Annotated in this window: 17 protein-coding genes and 1 tRNA gene; 10 read left to right on the top strand and 8 right to left on the bottom strand. The window is 66.1% G+C overall.

Annotation, left to right across the window (positions count from 1 at the left end; genetic code table 11):
• Window positions 1-14: 14 nt before the first annotated feature.
• Both C479_RS03775 and C479_RS03770 read right to left on the bottom strand, forming a co-directional pair.
• Entirely contained in the window at window positions 15-1268 is a 1254-nt protein-coding gene (locus C479_RS03775) for a tRNA (N(6)-L-threonylcarbamoyladenosine(37)-C(2))-methylthiotransferase (protein ID WP_007698065.1), read from the bottom strand.
• Between the two features lie 97 nt (window positions 1269-1365).
• A complete protein-coding gene (locus tag C479_RS03770) occupies window positions 1366-2385 on the bottom strand; it encodes an AI-2E family transporter (RefSeq protein WP_007698063.1) in 1020 nt (339 codons plus the stop codon).
• Between the two features lie 400 nt (window positions 2386-2785).
• Between C479_RS03770 and C479_RS03765 the strand changes: the two genes are divergently transcribed.
• Window positions 2786-3493, top strand: coding sequence for a DUF547 domain-containing protein (locus C479_RS03765; RefSeq protein WP_007698061.1), 708 nt, complete (start codon window positions 2786-2788; stop codon window positions 3491-3493).
• A 106-nt stretch (window positions 3494-3599) separates the two neighbouring features.
• Window positions 3600-4418, top strand: coding sequence for a hypothetical protein (locus C479_RS03760; RefSeq protein WP_152415793.1), 819 nt, complete (start codon window positions 3600-3602; stop codon window positions 4416-4418).
• 275 nt (window positions 4419-4693) lie between these two features.
• Here the strand turns inward: C479_RS03760 and C479_RS03755 are convergent, their stop codons facing one another.
• A complete protein-coding gene (locus tag C479_RS03755) occupies window positions 4694-6793 on the bottom strand; it encodes an alkaline phosphatase D family protein (RefSeq protein ID WP_049907059.1) in 2100 nt (699 codons plus the stop codon).
• Window positions 6794-7057: 264 nt separating this feature from the next.
• Between C479_RS03755 and C479_RS03750 the strand changes: the two genes are divergently transcribed.
• The gene (locus C479_RS03750) at window positions 7058-8407 is read left to right on the top strand and encodes a sulfatase family protein (protein WP_007698047.1); all 1350 of its coding nucleotides are present in this window, start codon (window positions 7058-7060) and stop codon (window positions 8405-8407) included.
• 56 nt (window positions 8408-8463) lie between these two features.
• Here C479_RS03750 and C479_RS03745 read toward each other — a convergent pair whose 3' ends face one another.
• A complete protein-coding gene (locus C479_RS03745) occupies window positions 8464-9435 on the bottom strand; it encodes a succinylglutamate desuccinylase/aspartoacylase family protein (RefSeq protein ID WP_007698045.1) in 972 nt (323 codons plus the stop codon).
• 137 nt (window positions 9436-9572) lie between these two features.
• On the opposite strand from C479_RS03745, the gene C479_RS03740 reads away from it, so the two are divergent.
• The 3 genes from C479_RS03740 (at window position 9573) to C479_RS03730 (ending at window position 11031) form a co-directional block, all read left to right on the top strand.
• Window positions 9573-10037, top strand: coding sequence for a nucleoside deaminase (locus C479_RS03740; protein WP_083893790.1), 465 nt, complete (start codon window positions 9573-9575; stop codon window positions 10035-10037).
• Window positions 10038-10118: 81 nt separating this feature from the next.
• Window positions 10119-10667, top strand: a complete 549-nt coding sequence (locus C479_RS03735; protein WP_049907057.1) for a peptidylprolyl isomerase — start codon at window positions 10119-10121, stop codon at window positions 10665-10667.
• Window positions 10668-10946: 279 nt separating this feature from the next.
• Window positions 10947-11031 (top strand) — tRNA-Leu (locus tag C479_RS03730).
• A 385-nt stretch (window positions 11032-11416) separates the two neighbouring features.
• On the opposite strand, the gene C479_RS03725 is transcribed toward C479_RS03730, so the two are convergent.
• The 4 genes from C479_RS03725 to C479_RS03710 form a co-directional block, all read right to left on the bottom strand.
• Window positions 11417-11707, bottom strand: a complete 291-nt coding sequence (locus C479_RS03725) for a DUF7344 domain-containing protein (RefSeq protein ID WP_007698036.1) — start codon at window positions 11705-11707, stop codon at window positions 11417-11419.
• Between the two features lie 239 nt (window positions 11708-11946).
• The gene (locus tag C479_RS03720; protein ID WP_007698033.1) at window positions 11947-12453 is read right to left on the bottom strand and encodes an Lrp/AsnC family transcriptional regulator; all 507 of its coding nucleotides are present in this window, start codon (window positions 12451-12453) and stop codon (window positions 11947-11949) included.
• A 70-nt stretch (window positions 12454-12523) separates the two neighbouring features.
• The gene (locus C479_RS03715) at window positions 12524-12778 is read right to left on the bottom strand and encodes a hypothetical protein (RefSeq protein WP_007698031.1); all 255 of its coding nucleotides are present in this window, start codon (window positions 12776-12778) and stop codon (window positions 12524-12526) included.
• Between the two features lie 372 nt (window positions 12779-13150).
• Window positions 13151-13801 (bottom strand): helix-turn-helix domain-containing protein, encoded by a 651-nt coding sequence (locus tag C479_RS03710; protein ID WP_007698028.1) that lies wholly within the window; start codon window positions 13799-13801, stop codon window positions 13151-13153.
• 84 nt (window positions 13802-13885) lie between these two features.
• On the opposite strand from C479_RS03710, the gene hutU reads away from it, so the two are divergent.
• Genes hutU through C479_RS03690 form a run of 4 tightly spaced genes read left to right on the top strand, consistent with a single transcriptional unit; the run spans window position 13886 to window position 19424 of the window.
• Entirely contained in the window at window positions 13886-15622 is a 1737-nt protein-coding gene (gene hutU / locus C479_RS03705; RefSeq protein WP_007698026.1) for a urocanate hydratase, read from the top strand.
• Entirely contained in the window at window positions 15622-16614 is a 993-nt protein-coding gene (hutG, locus tag C479_RS03700) for a formimidoylglutamase (protein ID WP_007698024.1), read from the top strand. The genes hutU and hutG overlap by 1 nt, the downstream gene beginning before the upstream one ends.
• Window positions 16607-17869, top strand: coding sequence for an imidazolonepropionase (gene hutI, locus C479_RS03695; protein ID WP_007698022.1), 1263 nt, complete (start codon window positions 16607-16609; stop codon window positions 17867-17869). The genes hutG and hutI overlap by 8 nt, the downstream gene beginning before the upstream one ends.
• On the top strand, window positions 17862-19424 hold the full coding sequence (locus C479_RS03690; protein ID WP_007698018.1) for an HAL/PAL/TAL family ammonia-lyase: 1563 nt from the start codon (window positions 17862-17864) through the stop codon (window positions 19422-19424). The genes hutI and C479_RS03690 overlap by 8 nt, the downstream gene beginning before the upstream one ends.
• Window positions 19425-19438 lie beyond the last annotated feature (14 nt).

Raw genomic sequence — 19438 nt, 5'->3', positions numbered from 1 at the left:
GGGGGCGGGCGTCGCTACAGTGGCTCGGCGAACGCGTACATCGTCTCGTTGGCCGTCACTTCGAGATCGACGAAGTCGCCGGGTTCGAGCCCGTACTCGCTCGCCGACCGGACGATAAGTTGACGATACGCCGAGTCGCGACACTTCACCGAGTCGCCGGTTCCTTCCTCGACGACGAGGACGTCCTCGCGCGTTTCGCCCACCATATCGGCGTATGCCTCGCGGACGAGCTCTCGCTTGACCTCGCTCATCTCCGACGAGCGTTCCTTCTTGATGGTCCCACCGAGGCCCTTCATGTCGGCGGCGTCGGTTCCCGGGCGCTTCGAGAAGCGCGTGACGTTGATCTTCTCCGGGCGGGTCTCTCGAAGCAGCGCCATCGACTGGGCGTGGTCGTGGTCGGTCTCGGTGGGGAAGCCGACGATGAAGTCCGTCGAGAGCGTCCAGTACGGAAGCGCGTCGTCGAACGTTTCGACCACCTCGACGTACTCCGAAACCTGGTGCTGTCGGCGCATGTCGCCGAGGACGTCGTCCGAGCCCGACTGGACGGGCGCGTGTAGGAAGTCGTACAGTTCCTCGTTGTCGGCGAAGACGCTGGCGAGTTCTTCGCGGATGCCGTGGACCCCCTTCGGGTTGGCCATCCCGACCCGGACTCGGAAGTCGCCCTCGATGTCGCAGATCCGATCGAGGAGGCGGTGGAGCTTGCGTTCGCCGTCGTCCCAGCCGTAGACGCCGGTGTCCTGGCCGGTGATGCGCAGTTCCTTCGCGCCGGCGTGGATCAGTGCGCGGGCTTTCTCGACGTTTTCCTCGATGGACGGCGAGTCGATCTTGCCGGTGGCGTGCTTGGTGATGCAGTACGAGCAGTCTGACATACAGCCGCGGGCGATCGGCAGGATGCCGACGACACCGTCCAGGATGGGCTCGGCATCTGGGGTGGTCGTCGGGCACTCGCCGTTGGTGACGGCCTCGGGGACCTCGTCCCAGTGGAGAACGTCCGCATCCACGCCGGCGTTTACGAACGCTTCACCCTGGGCGAGCGCCATGCATCCGGTGACGTAGAGATCGGCCGTCTCGTCGGCCAGTTCTTCGGCTCGCCGGAGCATGTTCCGCTCGGTCTTCTCGACGACCGTGCAGGTGTTGAGGATGGCTACGTCCGCCTCGTCGACGCCGTCGACCCGGTGGTGGCCTGCGTCGCGGAGTCGCCGCTCGATCTGGCGGCTCTCCCCGCGGTTGGACGTACAGCCGTACGTCTCGATGTGGTACCGGGCCATGTTCGTGGGGGACTGGGGGCCGGCGGGCCAAAAGCCCGACGTTTCCGCTTGCTCGCACGACGCTCCTCGCGGCTGGGTTCACGAGACGGGTTCCTTGTTACGGCGTCTCGAACGGGCTCGCCTGCCGATCCCAGTACTCGTCCAGCACCTCGACGGCGGCGAGCAGCGCACCCAGCACGACGGGGCCGTAGAACAGCCCCATGATCCCGAACGCGTAGGCGCCGCCGAGCACGCCGAGGATGATGACGGCCGGATTGATGCGCGCGTAGCGGTCGACGACGACCGGCCGAAGGTAGTCGTCGGAGACGCTCACGATGATGGCGCTGTAGAGGAAGAGCGCCCCCGCGAGGTAGGTGTCGCCGATGGCGTACAGGTAGACCACGGCCGGCCCCCAGACCATGAAGGCACCGACGAGGGGGACCAGTGCGAGGAGCATCATGACGAACGTCCAGAAGGCGGCGTTCGGGACGCCGGTCAGGGCGAGGCCGATGCCGGCGAGGAGCCCCTGGACGAACGCGATGAAGACGTGGCCCACCAGCACGGCCCGCATCACGGCATCGATCCGTTCGAAGAACCGATCCTGCAGGTCGGGTGGCAGCGGCGTCATCTCTCGAAGCCAGGCGACGAGTCGGTGTCCGTCTTTGAGGAAGTAGTACAGCACGAACAGCGCCGTGCCGAGGCCGATCAGGGTGTGGGTGATCTGGGCGAAGATCTTGGTCGTCTGTCCGAGGAGGACATCGCCGATCCGTTCGGCAATTTCGCCGGCCAGCGCAGCGAGGTCCACCTGGTACCCCGTCCAGTCGGCGATCAGCCGTTCGACTTCCCGTAACTGGTCGGCGCTGGGGTCGACGTCGCTCGCGAACGCGACGGCGTCCTCCGCGACGAGCGCGGCGATCACTGAAATCGGGACGACGAACACCGCGACGGCGAGGATCGTCAGGGCGAATGCCGCGATGCCGGGTGTCGTTCGCCGTTCCAGTGGTCCCTGAAGCGGTCTGAGGACGTACGCGAGCAAAATCGCCAGCAGTACGTACTGGACGAACGGCAGGAGGAGCAACACGGAGAGGAAGGCGAGTACGGCGATGGTCGCGACGAGCGTCCCGGTCGCTCTGTCCACGCGTGTAACACCCGGATGATCGACACCGCCGACTCGCGTAAACCCATGGTACCGCCGATCGTCGTCACCGCCCGTACGCAGCCCCTGGCCGTCTGCCGACACGAGCGGTGGGCACGGTGCGATGAATATGGCCACTCACTAAGCCGGTCGTGTAATTCGGTCACGATGTGTGCCGTCCGCCTGATTTGATCGCGATGCGTGCCCGCCCGCCTGATCTGATCGCGATGTGGCCCGCCCGCGTGAATCGATCGGCGAGTCGAACCGTCCGCATGGACTGATAGAGTAGGGTGCCCATACACCTGTCCCGGTCCAGTAGCCGACCCGTTATCTCGGTTCGGTCGCGAGAGTCAAGATCGGTCACAGGCCCCTTTCAATAGGCCTGGCATCGAACACCGACCGAATGTCGACCCAGCTCGATCCGCTCTCCGTCTCCGCCGACCTGCTGTACTCGGTGAAGACGGACCGCGAATCGACTGCGCTTCGGTCCCAGCTCGCCGGCCTCGATCCCGACCGGCTAGAGCGGTCGCTCTCGACCCGGCCGCGACGGCTCGCGTTCTGGCTCAACGTCTTCAACGCGTTCGTCCAGCTCCTCATCGAAGACCACGGCGCGCAACTGAGCGGTTCACGGTTCGATCGCTGGGCGTTCTTCTCCCGCGATCGATTCGAGATAGCGGGAACCAGTCTGTGTCTCAACGACGTTCGCGACGGGATGCTTCGCCACTCCCGGGCGCGATGGGGTTGGGGGTACGTGCCGCGATTGTTTCCTTCGTCCTTCGAACGGCGGTTTCGACTGGCCGCGTGTGAGCCGCGCGTTCACTTCGCCCTCTCCGGCGCTGGCGAGCACGCTCCGCCGGTAACGATCTACTCGCCGCCGGACGTCGACGACGAACTCGACGTCGCCACCGAGTGGTTCCTCGCGGAGACTGTGACGTACGACCCCGAGCGCGACCTCGTTGCAATCCCTCGCCTCTTTCGACGGTATCGCGGGGACTTCGGCGGCCTCGACGGCATCCGGGACTTTCTCGCCCGGTACGATATGCTTCCCACCCCATCAGTCGCGATCGAGTACGCCCAGCACGACTGGACGGTGGATGCACGTCGCTCTTGAGGAGAACGTCCCTGCACCGGTTTACGACCACAGCGACTCCCGTCGCGCGACTGCCGGTTGCCGTCCGATCCGAACGTTTTTCGCGACTGCCCGTATCGAGACGGTCGTGACTGACCCGATCGACGTCCTCGACCGTGACGGGCGCCGGTGCGTCAACTGCGACGCGGCCCTGACGGCCGATCGCGATCCCGATGCGTCCGTCTGGGATGCCGGCGAACGCCACAGCGGGGCCGAAATGGTGACCGTCTGTGCCGACTGTGCGGCACTCCTCGACGGGGCGACCCCGGCGTGGCGAGATCGCCTGGCTGCCGACCCTGCCGCTGGGGGGATGGCGTTCCTCCGGACCGTAACGAAGACCCAGGGGAGCGTAGTCGCGGACGTTGCGGCGCTCGCGACCGAGACGACCGGCGGGCTCGACGATGCCGATGTCCGTCGCGAGTACCGCGACGGGCGGCGACGGAGCGCTCTCGGCTTGGCCGTCGTCGACCGCCACCTGGCGGCTGCCGGCGTCGAGCGGTCCGCACTCGACCCGCTGGACTTCGATTCGTCGGCGGTCGAACACCTCGTCTCCGAACTCGTCCTGGCCAACACGGATCTCGGCCAGCCCACCGTGGAGGCGTTCGAAAATGTCCTGACCACCGCGATGGCTCTCCAGCACCAGCTTCGAACGGTTCTCGACCTCGTCGAGACCGCCGTCTCCGTGGAAGGACGCTGCCACGTCTGCCTGGAGTCGATCCTCGACGGCGACCCCTGTCCAGCGTGTGGGGAACCCGCTCGAACGGCCGAGCGGTGGCGGGACGCGACCGGCGAACTCGATACCGCCGACCTGTATCGTGCGATCACGTCGCACTTAGAGACAGCATCGGAGACGACGACGCAACTCACCGACCAGGCTGCGTCACTCGCCGACCGACTCGCGGTGTGACGTCTCTCCGATCACCGCGCCGTGTGATATCTCGCCACCCGACTCGTCGTATACCCTACCGCCGGACGATGAGCCGGATGGAGCTTGTTGGGTAGACTGTAGCGGAAAACTAGAACGTTGTCACGATGAGTGCTGGACCGACTCGAAATCCGACTGGAGGGGTACCGATTCGGTTTTACCGGCGTGTCGGCCTGGAGGGCCGTGTGGCGAGCAGGGGGACCGCATCACGGCGGGGTCAGGTGCTCGAATCGGGTGTCAGGTGATCTGATCGCCCTTCAGTCCGCTTTCCTGAGGACGACGTTGTCGAGGAAACTGCGGTCGTCACCGGAGCGATACTCGCCACGGATGCGGAGGGTGTCGAGATTGGCCAGAACGTCGCGGAACGTCTCCTCGGTCGCGAACGGATCGTGGCTGGTCAGATCGATCCAGCCGGCCTCCGCAGTGAGGGGTGCGTCGAACGTGGTCCACTCGGTTCCGGGATTACTGCCGGTTCCGCGAAACTCGTAGACGAGTTTGGTCTCTCCGCTCGCGAGCAACACGTCCCCGCCCTCCATCGGGTGTGCGTCGAACTGCCAGTCGATCTCCGCCTGCTTGCAGTCGAACGAGAGGGTCCCGCCGTAGAAGGCTTCGCGATCGCCGAGGAATTTGAACGGCGCCTGATAGTACCACGCGATGCCGCCCTGATTTTCCGCTTCGGTGATGTGGCCGCCGGGGTTGCCGCCCGTCGTCCGGTGTGCGGGGTGGTCGCTGCCACCGTTTTGCGAGACGAGCCAGCCATCCGGGCCGTCGTCGAACGTGCTCTCGATCCGGTCACGGTCGGGGCGACTGGGGTCGATGTCGTCCGTGTGGACGGTTTTCGCGAACTGCTCGGTGCCGTCGTCGGCGTAGATGGTGATGGTGAGCGTCTCGCCAGACTCGTCGACCTCCACGGCGCCGAAGTTGGTGTACTCGCCCTTCGCGAAGAACTCGGTCGGGTTGAGCGGCGCGTAGAGGTCGTCCGGCACACCGGACGGTGCGCCGAGCGGGCCGGCGATCCCCTCGACGAACTCGTAGGTACCGTCGTCGTCCGGATCGTACCCGCCCACGACGGACTTGTGCACGTCGCCGGCGATCGTGACCAGATTGTCGATCTCCTCGCTCTGGACGAATTCGAGCAGGTCCAGGAGTTCCGACTCGTACCCGGTCTTGTCCGACGGCGTCGCCCACGAATCCGACGGGTACCCGAGCGGTGCCGGGGATGCGAGCACTTTCCAGGTCGCGTCGGAGCCGGCAAGCGCGTCCTTCAGCCAGGCGAGTTGTTCGTCACCGAGCAGCGACTTGGCGTCTAAGTCGACGTTCGGATCGCGGTACTGGCGCGTATCGATGATGAACAGTTCGAGGTGTTTCCCCCACCGGAACGAGTCGTAGAACCGGTTCGACGTGCCGGGGGCTGCCTCGTCATCACGGTCGAGCGGCCAGTACTCGCGGAACGCCCGCCTTCCGTCCGGCATCAACGGTTCGATCGGTCCGGCGAAGTTGTTGATCACCTCGTGGTCGTCCCAGACCGTGTAGACCGAGGTCGTCCGGAGGAGTTCTTTCAGGTTCGTCCGCTCGGCGATCTCGGCCGGCGGGACCCGCATCTCCTTGTACTTCTCGCGGTAGATCGCCAGCGAGTCGTCGATCGGTGTGTCCTCCGTAATCTTGCCGGCCGGCGTCTGTGCGTCGGCGTAGATCGTGTCGCCGTGATAGAGGAAGAAGTCGGGCGCCTGCTCGGCGATCGTCTGCAGGCCGGGAAACGGCGGCTCGATGGGATCGTCACCGTAGCCCCACGTGTCGCCGCTCCAGGCGAACCGGACTGGCTCCGCTTCGTCGGGTGCTGGCGCCGTCCGGAAGGTCCCGGTTTCGATCCCAGCGGTCTGTGTTCGCCCCTCACGCTCTCGCCAGACGCGGCGGACCGTCTCGGTATCGGCTCCGTCGAGCGATTCGGGAGCCGTGTCTGCCTTCGTCGCCACCACGATGTACCGGTAGTCGGTCGCGGAGGCGAGATCGGTTATCTCGAGGTGGCCGGTGAAGTCCGTCGTCTCGTCGACGCTCGTTCGTGCCGTCCCGACGCCGCCATCACCGTTTTTCGGGACGCAGACAGCTTGAATCGTCGCGTTGCCGTCTGCCCGTCCCCACACCACGGCCGTCGAGTCGGTCACGTCACCGCTGGCGACGCCGTGGGTCAGCGGAACGAGCCCGGCTGCCTCCGTTTCGACGATGGTGTCGTCGTCCGTGTCCGCGGCTGCAGTCTGGACCAGCCCTGCGGCGGTCGCGGTCAGGCCGAGTGCCTGTAAGAACTGTCGTCGGTTGTCCGCGTTCGATTCAGGTCGTTCGGGTGCATCGGTAGCTGTCATTGCTGCGATGAACCGTGCACCGCTGTCATTCATGGTATTTTATATGTTGTATACGTTCGAAAAATACTGCCTCGGTCGAGTACATAGGTGACAGTAGCGTCCCGGACCACCGATTCGGTCTGCCTCGCGACTGGGGGGAATCCCCCTCGTCGAGTCCCAACCGGCTGTCCGCGTCAGACTGATGATGGCCACCGCGGGTCCGAAGTCGGCTCACGTTCGGCGAGGCGAGCCAACAGTTTTGCCGGCAGTCGTGGTTCGCCGCGTATGGCAACGGCGACGCCGAACGTCCTCTTGATCCACTGCCACGATCTCGGCCAGCATCTCGGCTGCTACGGGGCTCCGATCGAGACGCCGAACGTCGACGCGCTCGCGGCGGCGGGCGTTCGATTCGAGAATCACTTCGGGACGGCGCCGCAGTGTTCGCCCAGTCGTGGCAGTCTCATGACCGGGTGCTATCCGCACGTCAACGGCCTCATGGGGCTCGCTCACGGGGAGTGGGAGCTGGACGACGACGAACGCATCCTGCCCCAGTACCTCGCCGAGGCTGGCTACGAAACTCACCTCTTCGGGCTCCAGCACATCACGCAGGACACCGACCGGCTGGGATACGAGTACGTCCACTCCGAGGGGAATCTGTACCCGGGCGTCTCGCCCAGCGTCCACCAGGTCAACCGGGCCGTGAACGTGACCGACGTCGTGACGACGTTCCTCGAGAAGCGTGCGTTCGACGCACCGTTTTTCGCGTCGGTGGGCTTCTTCGAACTGCACCGGGTCGAAGAGGCAAACGGTCGGTATGGCTTCGAGCGCGACCGGTACGACGCCGACGACCCCGACGATGTCGGCCCGCTTTCGTACCTTCCGGATCGCCGTGGGATCAGGCAGGACCTCTCTGAGATGCACGGCATGGTCTACGCGATCGACGACGCCATCGGCCGCATTCGGACGTGCCTCGACGAGACCGGCCTCGACGAGGAAACGCTCGTCGTCTTCACAACCGAACACGGCATCGCGTTCCCCCGTGCGAAAGGGACGTGTTACGATCCCGGGGTCGAAGCCGCGCTGATCATGTCCCACCCCGAACTGGCGAGCGGCGGTCGCGAGTTCGACGAGTTGGTCAGCAACGTCGACGTCACCCCGACGCTGCTCGATCTGCTCGACGTCCCACTGCCGACTGCGGTCAACGGCCGGAGCTTTCGACCGCTGCTCAGCGGTGGGGAGGACGACCACCGCGAGGAACTCTTCCTCGAGATGACCTGGCACGACATGTACAACCCGATTCGCGCCGTTCGGACTGATCGATTCAAGTACATCCGCAACTTCTGGTACCTCCCGCGGGTGTACCTTCCGAGAGACGTCTTCGCGAGCGAGTCCGGGCGCGAAGTTCGCGAGGCCTACGCCGTCCCGATTCGCCCGTTCGAAGAACTCTACGACCTCCACGAGGGCCCGACCGAGGTGGACAACGTGGCGAACGAGCCTCGGTACGAGGACCGCCGACGTGAACTCGCCGATCGACTCCACACCTGGATGGTCGAGACCGACGATCCCCTTCTCGACGGGCCGATTCCCCCAGGTAACTTCGATACCATCATGACGTGGCCGGACGACGCCGCGTGACGGGTGACGGCCGCCTCACTCCCGCTCGAACACCGCCCCATCGATGCCCACCGTGGTCACTCGTCTCGAACGATCGCGACGCTCGCCAGTTTGTCGCCAGCCGTGACGGTCGCCTCCCGGGTGAGCGCGTACAGGATCCCCGCGCGATCGGTGGCGACGTTCTGGAGCGTCTCGTACGTCGTCGGATCGTAAACCGTCCCGATAGCGGCGCCGGCTGGGATCGAGTCGCCGAGTTCGAGCGTCTCCTTCGGGCGGAACAGTCCCGACGCCGACGCGGTGACCTGCCCGAGGTGGTTTCTGGCGACGGTCTGGTCTCGTGCCGGGACGGAACCGTCGAGCATTCCGAGATGTCGGCAGACGTCGAGCAGGCCGTCGACACCCGCCTCGACGACGTCGTCGACGATCTCGCGATTGTGGGCGAGTTCGGGGGTGATAGACGGGATCCCCTCGCGGTCGGCGACCACGCGGAGCTTGCCGGCGAAGCCGCGACGATGCCACTCGTCGGTGGCGTCCTCGCCGGCTTCCTCGCCCAGCAAGAGGTCGGTGCCGAACGCGTTGGCGAGTGCGCGCGACCGATCACTTCCGTCGAGATAGACGACGTGCGGGTACATGTCGGGACTGCCGGTGTGGAGGTCGACGACGGCGTCCGCGGTCTCGACGTACTCCCACAGCGTCGCCGCCATGCGCTGGTGGAGCGATCCCTCGTCGTCACCCGGCCAGACCCGGTTCATGTTCGGGTTGACGCTGTCGATGATCTCGGGCGTGGTGTAGGAGACGCGATCGAACGTGAGCGGATTCGCGACGGGAACGGCCACGATTCGCCCGGCGAGGCCGTTTCGCGGGACCCGATCGTGAAACCGACGGAGGACGGCCGTTCCGTTGACCTCTCGGCCGTGCTGGGCGGCCTGAACGTACAGCGTGGGACCGTCAGTCGCCCCATCGTAGGTGTGAATCGTCGTCGCAACCTCGACGCCGGAGGGGAGCGTCGCCAGCGAGATGCGCGCTGCAGTGTGCGTGCCTGCGGCCATGATACGGTCTTCCACGGACGGCGGTATGTACGTATGGGGAACTGGTCACGTCGAAGAGAGGTATCGGTCCGCGAGTCCGTCTGGTGGAACTGAGCGAGCGTGAACGCCTTCCGTGTGGCGACCAATCGTCGACTACTGTGACGGCTGTTTCCCTGGACGACTTCGACCACGATTCCCACATGCGTCGGGCGTTCGCGCTCGCCAGCGAGGCCGCCGAGCGAGGTGACGAGCCCTTCGGGAGCGTCCTCGTTCGAGACGACGAGATCGTCCGCGAGGCGTCGAACCGTATCGTCACCGAGGACGACATCCGCCGGCACCCGGAACTGCACCTCGCCCACCTGGCGGTCCGCGAGATGACTCCCGAGGAACGCGCGGAGACGGTGATGTACACCAGCACGGAACCGTGTCCGATGTGCGCCGGCGGGATGGCCACGGCCGGGTTCGCCCGGGTCGTCTACAGCGTCGGCGCCGACGACCTCGCCGTTCTTACCGGGGGGACGCCCTCCGTTCGTGCGGCGGATGTCCTGAGTGACCGAACCGACGTCGTCGGTCCCGTCCTGCTCGAGGAGGGACTCACCGTCCACGAGTCCTACGGCTGGTGACCACGTTCGACGCCGCGGGTGGGCGTCTCGCGGGTTCGTCGAATCACCACCGTTTTCACCGCCCGTCCCGTCGGCGCGGACATGGGAAACCCAACGGCAACCCTGCACACGAGTGAGGGCGACATCGAGATCGAACTGTACGAAGAGCGGGCTCCGCGAACCGTGGAGAACTTCCTGAACCTGGCCGAGCACGATCCGGCGGCCGACGACGAGCCGGCGCCGGACACGACGACCTGGACCGACCCCGAGTCCGGCGAGACACGCGGTGACTCGCTGTACGCCGGCGTCCCCTTCCACCGCGTCATCGAGGGCTTCATGGTCCAGGGTGGCGACCCGACGGGAACCGGCCGCGGCGGCCCGGGCTACGAGTTCGACGACGAGTTCCACGACGAACTCCGCCACGACGGGCCCGGCAAACTCTCGATGGCTAACTCCGGCCCCAACACGAACGGCTCGCAGTTCTTCATCACCCTCGACGCCCAGCCCCACTTAGACGACCGCCACGCCGTCTTCGGTGAGGTCACCGACGGCATGGACGTCGTTCGCGACATCGGCTCGACGGACGTCGACGCCAACGACAAACCCACCGACCCGATCACGATCGACTCCGTCACCCTCGACGACGTGTAAGTCCCACTCCCTGCATTCCGCTTCGGACTGAATAGAAATATTAATGGTTCTTGACCCCGACCGTCGAACTGCCTGACGAGAGTCAGGGATGGGGGGTCGGTGAAGCTGATGGGGGTCCGCTTCGCCGACGTTTTTCTCTTCGGACCGGTTGCCACGTCCCAGTCGCTTCACTCCTTCCACCGGCAAATATTCACCAAAAAACCGCTTCAGCACCGTCCCCGGTTCGTTCGACACCGAAACGCACATCCACACCCCCCGGCAATCAACGGATGCATTCCCGCGAGGGTAGCCAAGCAAGGCCAACGGCGGTGGGCTTAAGACCCGCTCCCGTAGGGGTCCTTGGGTTCAAATCCCAACCCTCGCATACCGTCTCGAACGAATGTGAGAGACGTGTCTGTGTGACGCGGGATTTGAAGAACGCCAGCCGCAGCCCGCACAGCGAACGGAGTGAGCGAGCAGGACCGTCTGGAGGTAGTTCAAATCCCAACCCTCGCATGCGAGAGACGAACGTCAGTGAGTCTCTCGGTTTTGCGAACGATAGTGAGAGACGTGTCTGCGAGCAATTCGCGAGCAGCGGCAATCGAACTGAGGTTCGAATTACGCGAGTCGCAGCCCATCCATCCTGAGTGCCGCGCGGTTCGAACCGAATCGAGAACCGCGAACGAGGCCGCCGTGAACGGGCCGCGTCGGGTAGTTCACACGGACAGGTGAGTGCAGTTACGAGGCCACACTGGCGTTTTCTTGTCGACTCAGCGCTCTTTGTCGACTATCGCTTCGAGGAGCGGACGAATGTCTTCGAACTCCGGCCCTTTGACGACCTCGTCTGTCTCCGTATCCCATCGGATGAAGCCGTACGCGTCGAGTTTGGGGAGGTGTTTATGGTACATCGCGGTCTGGAACTGCTGGTCGGGGGCCGCGGACGTGACCTGTTCGCTCACAGGGGATCGTGTGGGGACGGTCTGGGGATTGTGTTCGAGGAGCGCGAGTAACAGATTTCGGCGATCTTCGTTCTCTAGCGCATCGAATGCCTTGTCGTTCATACTGTGTGTCCGAAGATGTCAACCCCCGAAGGACGGCCGAGACCTTCAGCGGGTATGTCCTCTCGTACTAGTTGACTCAAGACACGGATAACGCTGTTGTGAGTGTATATAGACAAATTCCGTATTCCGCAGCTTAGTGCGTTATAACTGCGGATTTGCGATCAAAAGATGTGTTAGAGCGAATGTGGTCCTCATATACTGTGGAATTCCGAAACGGGTAGCATTAGCGCCGTCACCGATCAGTCGGTTTCGGAATCGTCCGCACGTGCGCTCATATCATCTGTCCCCTGCAGGAAGAAGTGGTTGAACGGCTGCACGTGGCGCTGACGCATCATCTCCGAGCTTTCGATTTCGGCACCGATCTCGTGGATGGAATCGGTGATTCTCGTAATATCGCGTGTACTCGTCCCGACCACGTCGACCTGGATGTTCCGACGACCGGTGAGCATCTCTCTGACGTCGATCACGCCCTGGACCCCTCGAACCTGCTCGGAGTAGCTGGACAGTTCGGTGGGTGGCACAGTCACGACGAAGGTCACCTGCAAGGGCAGGTTGGCTGCCTCGTAGTCGATTTCCGGATGATAACCGCGGATGATCCCGTCGGCTTCGAGGGCGTCGATCCGGTTGCGGACGGTGCTGGCCGAGACGCCGACCTGATCGCCGATCTCCTGGGCGGTCGTGGTTCGAGCATCCTGCTGAAGCAGGTAGAGGATGCTTCGATCCACGTCGTCTAAATCGCGTCCCATAGAGTGTTTTCGGGACCAAAACGCAAAGCACTTTGTCACCGTCTAATCTCCGACCGCGCCGCTCGACCAGTCACCTGCCCGGCGACTTCTCACCCCGACGAGCGCGTGCTTTCAACCGCTCCGAGAACTCGGAGAGGTTCATCGCGGCGGCGCAATCCGGGCAGCAAAACCGCTCCGCGGTCTGGTAGTCGTGCGCGAGCGCGGCCGGCGGCTCGGCAACGAGCCGAAAGAGCCGCGCCGGTGCCACGTCCCGATCACACCGATAGCACTCCCGATCGCGAGACACATCGCCAGCTCCGCCGCGCTCTCGCTCGACGGATTTCATCCGAGCGCCTCCCGGTCCGATGACTTGGACCGATCGAAGTGACTCGGCCCCCAATCCCCGAAAGCGAAGCTCAGCGACGGGTAGCGATACGACTCTCTAGGCAACGGGCGTGCGAGACCTTTTTGTCTCGAAGGTGTCTTTCGGAACATGGCAACCAAATTGCCGAGCGCGATTTGGAAGCCACGTCTCGGGTGCTCTAACACCCGGGGCACTTTCGTACCCGACGGATGGGGCTTCCGTTCGGATGGATGACGTGAAGGATAATATAGTTACTGGTTAGTGTGTGGAATCAACACCGGGTTCCGAAATGAGAACGTCGAATTTTGCCTCTTGCAAACTCCGACAGGCCGCTTCTATCCTCGACTGCATTCGTTACCGGTGCGCCGACCGCTCGACGTACGCGTCGATCACTTTCTGCTCGGCGCGTCGGAGATGTTCGGCGGCCGTCCGACGGGTGACGTCCAGATCTTCCCCGATGGCCTCGGCGGTCACCTCGCGCGGTCGCTCGTAATAGCCGCGTTCGTGGGCGATCGTGAGCGCTTCCCGTTGCCGTGGTGACAGCGTCGGCGCCGCGTCGAACGGGGACTGCCCCCGGTCTTCACCCGCGTCCGGCTGGTCGAACGAGCGCTTCGCTTCGACGGTGACCGAACTCTCGTCGACGAGATCGCGGTAGAGCGCCGTGAGATCTCCCGGGTCGAGGGCGAGTACCCGGACGAGCTTGGTCCCGCGTTCGTACCGTAGCGGCGGGACGAGGAGACACCCATGCCGCCGGAGAGAGCGATCCACAGTGCCACCCTCCTCGCCGAGGCAGTCCGCAGTAACGGCCAGGGTTCGATCGCCACGGTCGATTCGATCGCTGACGCCGACTCGCTCGTCGACGGCCGCGAGGACGGCGCTAGCGTCGCCGCGGATCGAGAGCAGATCCGCGTGGTCGTTACACCAGAGTGCGACAGTGGTGTCGGTCCCGGCCGTCGACTCGCCGTACGGGCCGGCGGGTTCGAGGCGGAACGTCGCTTCGTGCATGCAGACGACTCGTCCCGGATATACTTCAACCCACCTCCGTGCGGTGGGGTGAGACGTTTTGACGGACGCGGTCGAGAGACAGGTATGCAGGACGCTTCCAAGTCGTTCGACCGTGGTGAGCCAAGCGACACCTGGCGGGCGTACCAGGGTGCGTCGACTGGCACCGAGCTCGAGTGCGAGGGGTGGCGTCAGGAGGCCGCCCTCCGAATGCTCAACAACAACCTCGATCCCGAGGTGGCTGAGAAACCCGAGGAACTCGTCGTCTACGGCGGGACCGGGAGCGCGGCCCGGAACTGGGACGCCTACGACGCCATCGTCGAGGAACTGCGCGATCTCGCGGACGACGAGACCCTGCTCGTCCAGAGCGGCAAACCCGTCGGTCGCTTTCGGACCCACGAACGCGCGCCGCGGGTACTGATCGCCAACTCGAATCTCGTGGGGAAGTGGGACGACTGGGAGCACTTCCACGAACTCGAGGCCGAGGGGAAGATCATGTACGGCCAGATGACCGCGGGGTCGTGGGCGTACATCGGCACGCAGGGGATCATCCAGGGAACCTACGAGACGCTCGCCGCGCTCGCACGCGCAGAGTACGACGAGACGGATCTCGAGGGCCGCATCGTCGTCACCGGCGGACTCGGCGGGATGGGCGGCGCCCAGCCACTGGCCGTCACCATGAACGGCGGCGTCTGTATCGCGGCGGAGGTCGACGAGGAGCGCATCGACCGCCGGATCGAGACGGGCTACTGCCAGGAGAAGACCGACGACCTCGACGAAGCCATCGAGCGCGCCGAGGCGGCCGCCGCGGCGGGCGAATCGTACAGCGTCGGCGTCCACGTGAACGCCGCAGACATGCTCGAAGCGATGCTCGAACGTGAGTTCGTGCCCGACATCGTCACCGACCAGACGAGCGCGCACGACGCGCTCGAGGGCTACTATCCGTCGGGGTACACCGTCGCCGAGGCCGACACGCTCCGCGACGAGGACCCGGACCGCTACGTCGCTGAGAGCATCGACACGATGGAACGGCACGTCCAGGCCATCCTCGACCTGCAGGATCGCGGCGCGATCGCGTTCGAGTACGGGAACAACATTCGCGGCCAGGTGCAAGACGAACGCGGGATGGAAACGGCGTTCGACTTCCCCGGCTTCGTCCCGGCGTACATCCGCCCGCAGTTCTGCGAGGGCCGCGGCCCCTTCCGCTGGGCCGCACTCTCAGGTGATCCCGAGGACATCTTCCGCACGGACGAGGCCGTCCTCGATCTGTTCCCCGAGAAGGACTCGCTCCGGCGCTGGATCGAACTCGCTCAGGAGCAGGTGCAGTTCCAGGGACTGCCATCGCGGGTGTGCTGGCTGGGGTACTCCACCGACGACGACGGACTCACCGAGCGCGCCAGGTTCGCCCTGCGGATCAACGACCTCGTCCGCGAGGGCGAGATCGCAGCGCCGATCGTCGTCACCCGCGATCACCTGGACGCCGGCTCCGTCGCGAGTCCCAACCGCGAGACCGAGGCCATGCGCGACGGCACCGACGCCGTGGCCGACTGGCCGATCCTGAACGCGCTACTCAACTGCGCGGCAGGTGCGGACATCGTCTCTGTCCACGACGGGGGCGGCGTCGGCATCGGCAACGCCCTGCACACGAACAACCACGTCGTCCTCGACGGGACGGAGCAGGCGGCCGAGACCGCAAAGCGCGTGTTCACGACGGACCCCGGGATGGGCGTGATCCGCCACGCCGACGCGGGCTACGAGAAGGCTCTCGACACCGCTCGCGAGTCGGACGTCGCGATCCCCATGCGCGACCGAGGTGATGACTGATGGCCGAAGCCACGATTTCGGCCCCACCGGCCTGGGAGTCGCCGGCGAGCGATCCGAACGACGAGACGTTCGGCGACGTGATCGAGTCCGCGACCCTGGACGCGGCGGGCACACCGGCGGACGTGACGACCGCAGGCGAGTTCGACGCCGTCCTCCTCGGCGAGCCCTACGACGGCGCCGTCATCGGCCGGCGCGGAGCTCGTGAGGGGCCCGGTGCGATTCGCGAGGCGCTGGCCGGCGTCAAGACGCATCACGTCGACGCGGGCCCCGTCGGGCGCATGGGGGACCTTGGCGACGTCGCGTGGCCGACCGACACGGTCGACCTCGACGATCAAGCAGACGTCGGCGACGTCCAGGCACTCACCGAGTCGGTGACCGCCGGCCTCCACGCGACCGACGCCTTGCCCGTCTTCCTCGGCGGCGACAACTCGCTCACCGTCCCGAACGTCGCGCCCCTCCTCGAGTCGGGGTCGGTCGGCGTCCTCAACTTCGACGCTCACCTCGACGTGCGCGAGCCCGCGGACGGGCCGTCTTCCGGGACGCCCTACCGGCAGTTACACGACCGCGGCCTCGACGCCTACGCCGTCGTCGGTGCACGCCACTTCGAGACGTCGACGACGTACGTCGAGTGGCTCCAGAGCGAAGGCGGTGCGGTGGTGACCGCGGAGGCCGTCGGCGAGGATCGCGACGCGGCGCTCGACCGGGCGTTGCGGACGCTCTCCGGCGTCGACCATCTCTACGTCAGCGTCGACCTGGACGTCCTCGACGCGCCGGCGGCCCCGGGGGTCAGCGCGCCGACGCCCGGTGGCCTCACCGCACGCGAACTCTTCGCGTGCGTGCGAGAAGCCTGCGACGACGACCGTCTCGCCGGGTTCGAGGTCGTCGAGTGCGCGCCCGGCCTGGACGACGGTACTCGGACGGCGCGGGCGGCCGCGCGGACGGTCGCGCACGCCCTCGCCGGCTACGGTGCCGGGGGTGAGGCCCGTGTCTGAGCTCGACGCGGTCGTCCACGACACCGCGGAAATCGTCGTCGGTCCGGACTCGGACGCCACCGGCACGGGCGTGACCCTCGAACGGTACGAGGACGCCGCCGTCGCGATCGTCGACGGGTCGGTGGCCGCCGTCGGGCCCACGGACGAGGTGACGCGTGAGTATCCGCCGGCGAACGCCGGGACGGCCGTCGACGCCACTGGCCAGAGCGTGATCCCCGGCTTCGTCGACTCACACACCCACAGCGTCTTCGCCGGCGATCGCTCCGACGAGTTCGCCGCCCGGCTTCGTGGGGCCGACTACCAGGAGATCCTCGCCGAGGGTGGCGGCATCCTCCGAACCGTTCGCGCCGTTCGCGAGGCGAGCGACGACGAACTCGTCGCGAACCTGACGGCCCAGCTCGATGCGGCTCTCGAACACGGCACGACGACGATCGAGGTCAAATCCGGCTACGGGCTCGACCGCGAGACGGAGCTTCGCCTGCTCGCGGCTATCGACCGGGCGGGCGAGTCACATCCGGTCGACGTGGTTCCGACGTTCATGGGGGCTCACGCGGTTCCGGAAGGCGAGGATGCGGCTGGATACACACAGCGCGTGATCGACGAGCAACTCCCGGCCGTCGCCGACCAGGGCATCGCGACCTTTTGCGACGTCTTCTGCGAGGAAGACGTGTTCACACCGGAACAGAGCCGCCGGATTCTGGAAGCGGGTCGCGAACACGGACTTTCCCCGAAGATTCACGCCGAGGAGTTCGCCCGCACCGGCGGCGCCCAGATTGGGGCGGACGTCGGGGCCGTCAGCGCCGATCACCTCCTGCGCGCGACGGACGAGGACGCCGCGGCGCTCGCCGAGGCCGACGTGGTGGCGACCCTGCTTCCCGCGGCGGCGTTCTCGCTCGACACGGAGTACGCCGATCCGGCGCAGTTCCGCGAGGCGGGTGCGACCGTCGCGCTGGCCTCCGACTTCAACCCTAACTGCCACGCACAGTCGATGGGGTTTACCGTCGCGCTGGCCTGTGCGAAGATGAAGATGACCCCCGAAGCCGCGCTTACAGCGGCCACCCGCGGCGGCGCGCGAGCACTCGACGCCGGCGACGGTGGAGCGAGCGGCGTTCCCACAGACAGCGGAACGATCCGGCCCGGCGCTCCCGGCGATCTGCTCGTACTTGACGCGCCGAGTTACGTCCACGTTCCCTACAGCTTCGGCGTGAATCGCGTCGACACCGTCCTCAAGGGAGGCGAGCGCGTCCATGGGTGAGCCCACCGAGCGGACCCGGCAGACGACGGGCGCCGACGACCCCGTTCGCGTCGACGGCGAGACACTCACGCCAGCCGACGTCGAACGCGTCGCCAGACTCGGCGCGCCCGTCGAACTGACGGACGAGGCGATGGCGAACGTCGAGACCGCGCGCGAGCGCATCGAGGACGTCGTCGCCTCGGGCGAGCCAGTTTACGGCGTCAACACCGGGTTCGGCGAACTCGTCGACGAGCGGATCGAACCCGACGAACTCGCACGACTCCAGCACAACCTGCTGCGGAGTCACGCCTCTGGCGCCGGCGAGGAACTCGGTCGCGAGGCCGTGCGCGCAATGTTGGTCACCCGGTTGAACGCCCTCGCGAAGGGCCACTCCGGCGTCCGCCCGATCGTCGTCGACCACCTCGTGACGATGCTGAACGAGGGGATCCACCCGGTCGTCCGGTCCCGGGGTAGCCTCGGCGCTAGCGGCGACCTCGCGCCGCTTTCGCACATGGCGCTCGTGCTCATCGGCGAGGGCGAGGCAATCGTCGACCAGAGCGATGGGGCGACCGATGGCCGCGATTCGGGCGCGGCCACCGACCGAGCCGACGTCCCAGCGACAGACCGTCGGCGGCTCCCGGGTGACGAGGCGCTCGCGACCGCGGGGCTCGACCCGCTGTCGCTCGCCCCGAAGGAGGGGCTGGCGATGATCAACGGCACGCAACTCACCGTCGGCCTGGCGGCGTTGCTCGTCGTCGACGCCGAACGCGTCGTCGAGGCGGCCGACGCGGCCGGCGCACTCACGACGGAGGTGACGATGGGATCCACGGTTCCCTCCCACCCCGTGCTGTCCGAGGTTCGCCCCCACTCGGGCCACCGCGAGAGTGCCGAGCGAATCCGGTCACTGACCGCCGATTCCGAGATCGTCGAGTCCCACCGGAACTGCGATCGGGTGCAGGACGCCTACTCGCTGCGGTGTCTCCCGCAGGTCCACGGCGCGGTTCGCGAGGCCGTGGCCCACCTCCGCGAAGCCGTCGCGATCGAACTCAACAGCGCGACGGACAACCCGCTCGTCTTCGACGCCGACGATGCCGATCCACGTGCGAGCGGGACGGATCGAGCGGCGGTCCTCTCCGGCGGCAACTTCCACGGCGAACCGCTCGCGCTCCGACTCGACTACATCACGGCGGCGCTGACCGAACTCGCCGCTATCAGCGAGCGACGGGTCGACCGCCTCCTGAACCCGAACCTCCAGGAGGACCACCTCCCACCGTTCTTGGCGACCGAGAGTGGCGTCGAGTCGGGCTACATGATCGCCCAGTACACCGCCGCGTCGCTGGTCAACGAGAACCGCTCGCTGGGTCGCGCCGCGACGGACAACACACCCGTCTCCGGCGGTCAGGAGGATCACGTCAGCATGAGCGCCCAGGCAGCCGATCACGCTCGGACAGCGCTCGCGAACGCCCGCCACGTCGTCGCGACGGAGCTCTGTGCGGCCGCCGAGGCGGCCGAGTACGTCGACGACGCCCTGACTCACGGCGTCGGCACCGGCGCTGTCTCTTATACACATCTCTGAGCGGGCTGGCAAGG

The organism is Halovivax asiaticus JCM 14624 (assembly GCF_000337515.1).
Lineage (GTDB): Archaea > Halobacteriota > Halobacteria > Halobacteriales > Natrialbaceae > Halovivax > Halovivax asiaticus.
The sequence above is the reverse complement of the archived record's forward strand: the minus strand, read 5'-3'. Positions and strand labels throughout refer to the sequence as shown.

What these genes read in the sequence shown, in the direction of transcription:
- C479_RS03755 (WP_049907059.1), bottom strand. Translation starts at nt 6,793, where the DNA reads ATGACAGCTACCGATGCACCCGAACGACCTGAATCGAACGCGGACAAC.
- hutG (WP_007698024.1), top strand. Translation starts at nt 15,622, where the DNA reads ATGGCCGAAGCCACGATTTCGGCCCCACCGGCCTGGGAGTCGCCGGCG.
- hutU (WP_007698026.1), top strand. Translation starts at nt 13,886, where the DNA reads ATGCAGGACGCTTCCAAGTCGTTCGACCGTGGTGAGCCAAGCGACACC.
- C479_RS03720 (WP_007698033.1), bottom strand. Translation starts at nt 12,453, where the DNA reads ATGGGACGCGATTTAGACGACGTGGATCGAAGCATCCTCTACCTGCTT.
- C479_RS03715 (WP_007698031.1), bottom strand. Translation starts at nt 12,778, where the DNA reads ATGAAATCCGTCGAGCGAGAGCGCGGCGGAGCTGGCGATGTGTCTCGC.
- C479_RS03690 (WP_007698018.1), top strand. Translation starts at nt 17,862, where the DNA reads ATGGGTGAGCCCACCGAGCGGACCCGGCAGACGACGGGCGCCGACGAC.
- C479_RS03735 (WP_049907057.1), top strand. Translation starts at nt 10,119, where the DNA reads ATGGGAAACCCAACGGCAACCCTGCACACGAGTGAGGGCGACATCGAG.
- C479_RS03725 (WP_007698036.1), bottom strand. Translation starts at nt 11,707, where the DNA reads ATGAACGACAAGGCATTCGATGCGCTAGAGAACGAAGATCGCCGAAAT.
- C479_RS03765 (WP_007698061.1), top strand. Translation starts at nt 2,786, where the DNA reads ATGTCGACCCAGCTCGATCCGCTCTCCGTCTCCGCCGACCTGCTGTAC.
- C479_RS03710 (WP_007698028.1), bottom strand. Translation starts at nt 13,801, where the DNA reads ATGCACGAAGCGACGTTCCGCCTCGAACCCGCCGGCCCGTACGGCGAG.
- C479_RS03745 (WP_007698045.1), bottom strand. Translation starts at nt 9,435, where the DNA reads ATGGCCGCAGGCACGCACACTGCAGCGCGCATCTCGCTGGCGACGCTC.
- C479_RS03750 (WP_007698047.1), top strand. Translation starts at nt 7,058, where the DNA reads ATGGCAACGGCGACGCCGAACGTCCTCTTGATCCACTGCCACGATCTC.
- C479_RS03775 (WP_007698065.1), bottom strand. Translation starts at nt 1,268, where the DNA reads ATGGCCCGGTACCACATCGAGACGTACGGCTGTACGTCCAACCGCGGG.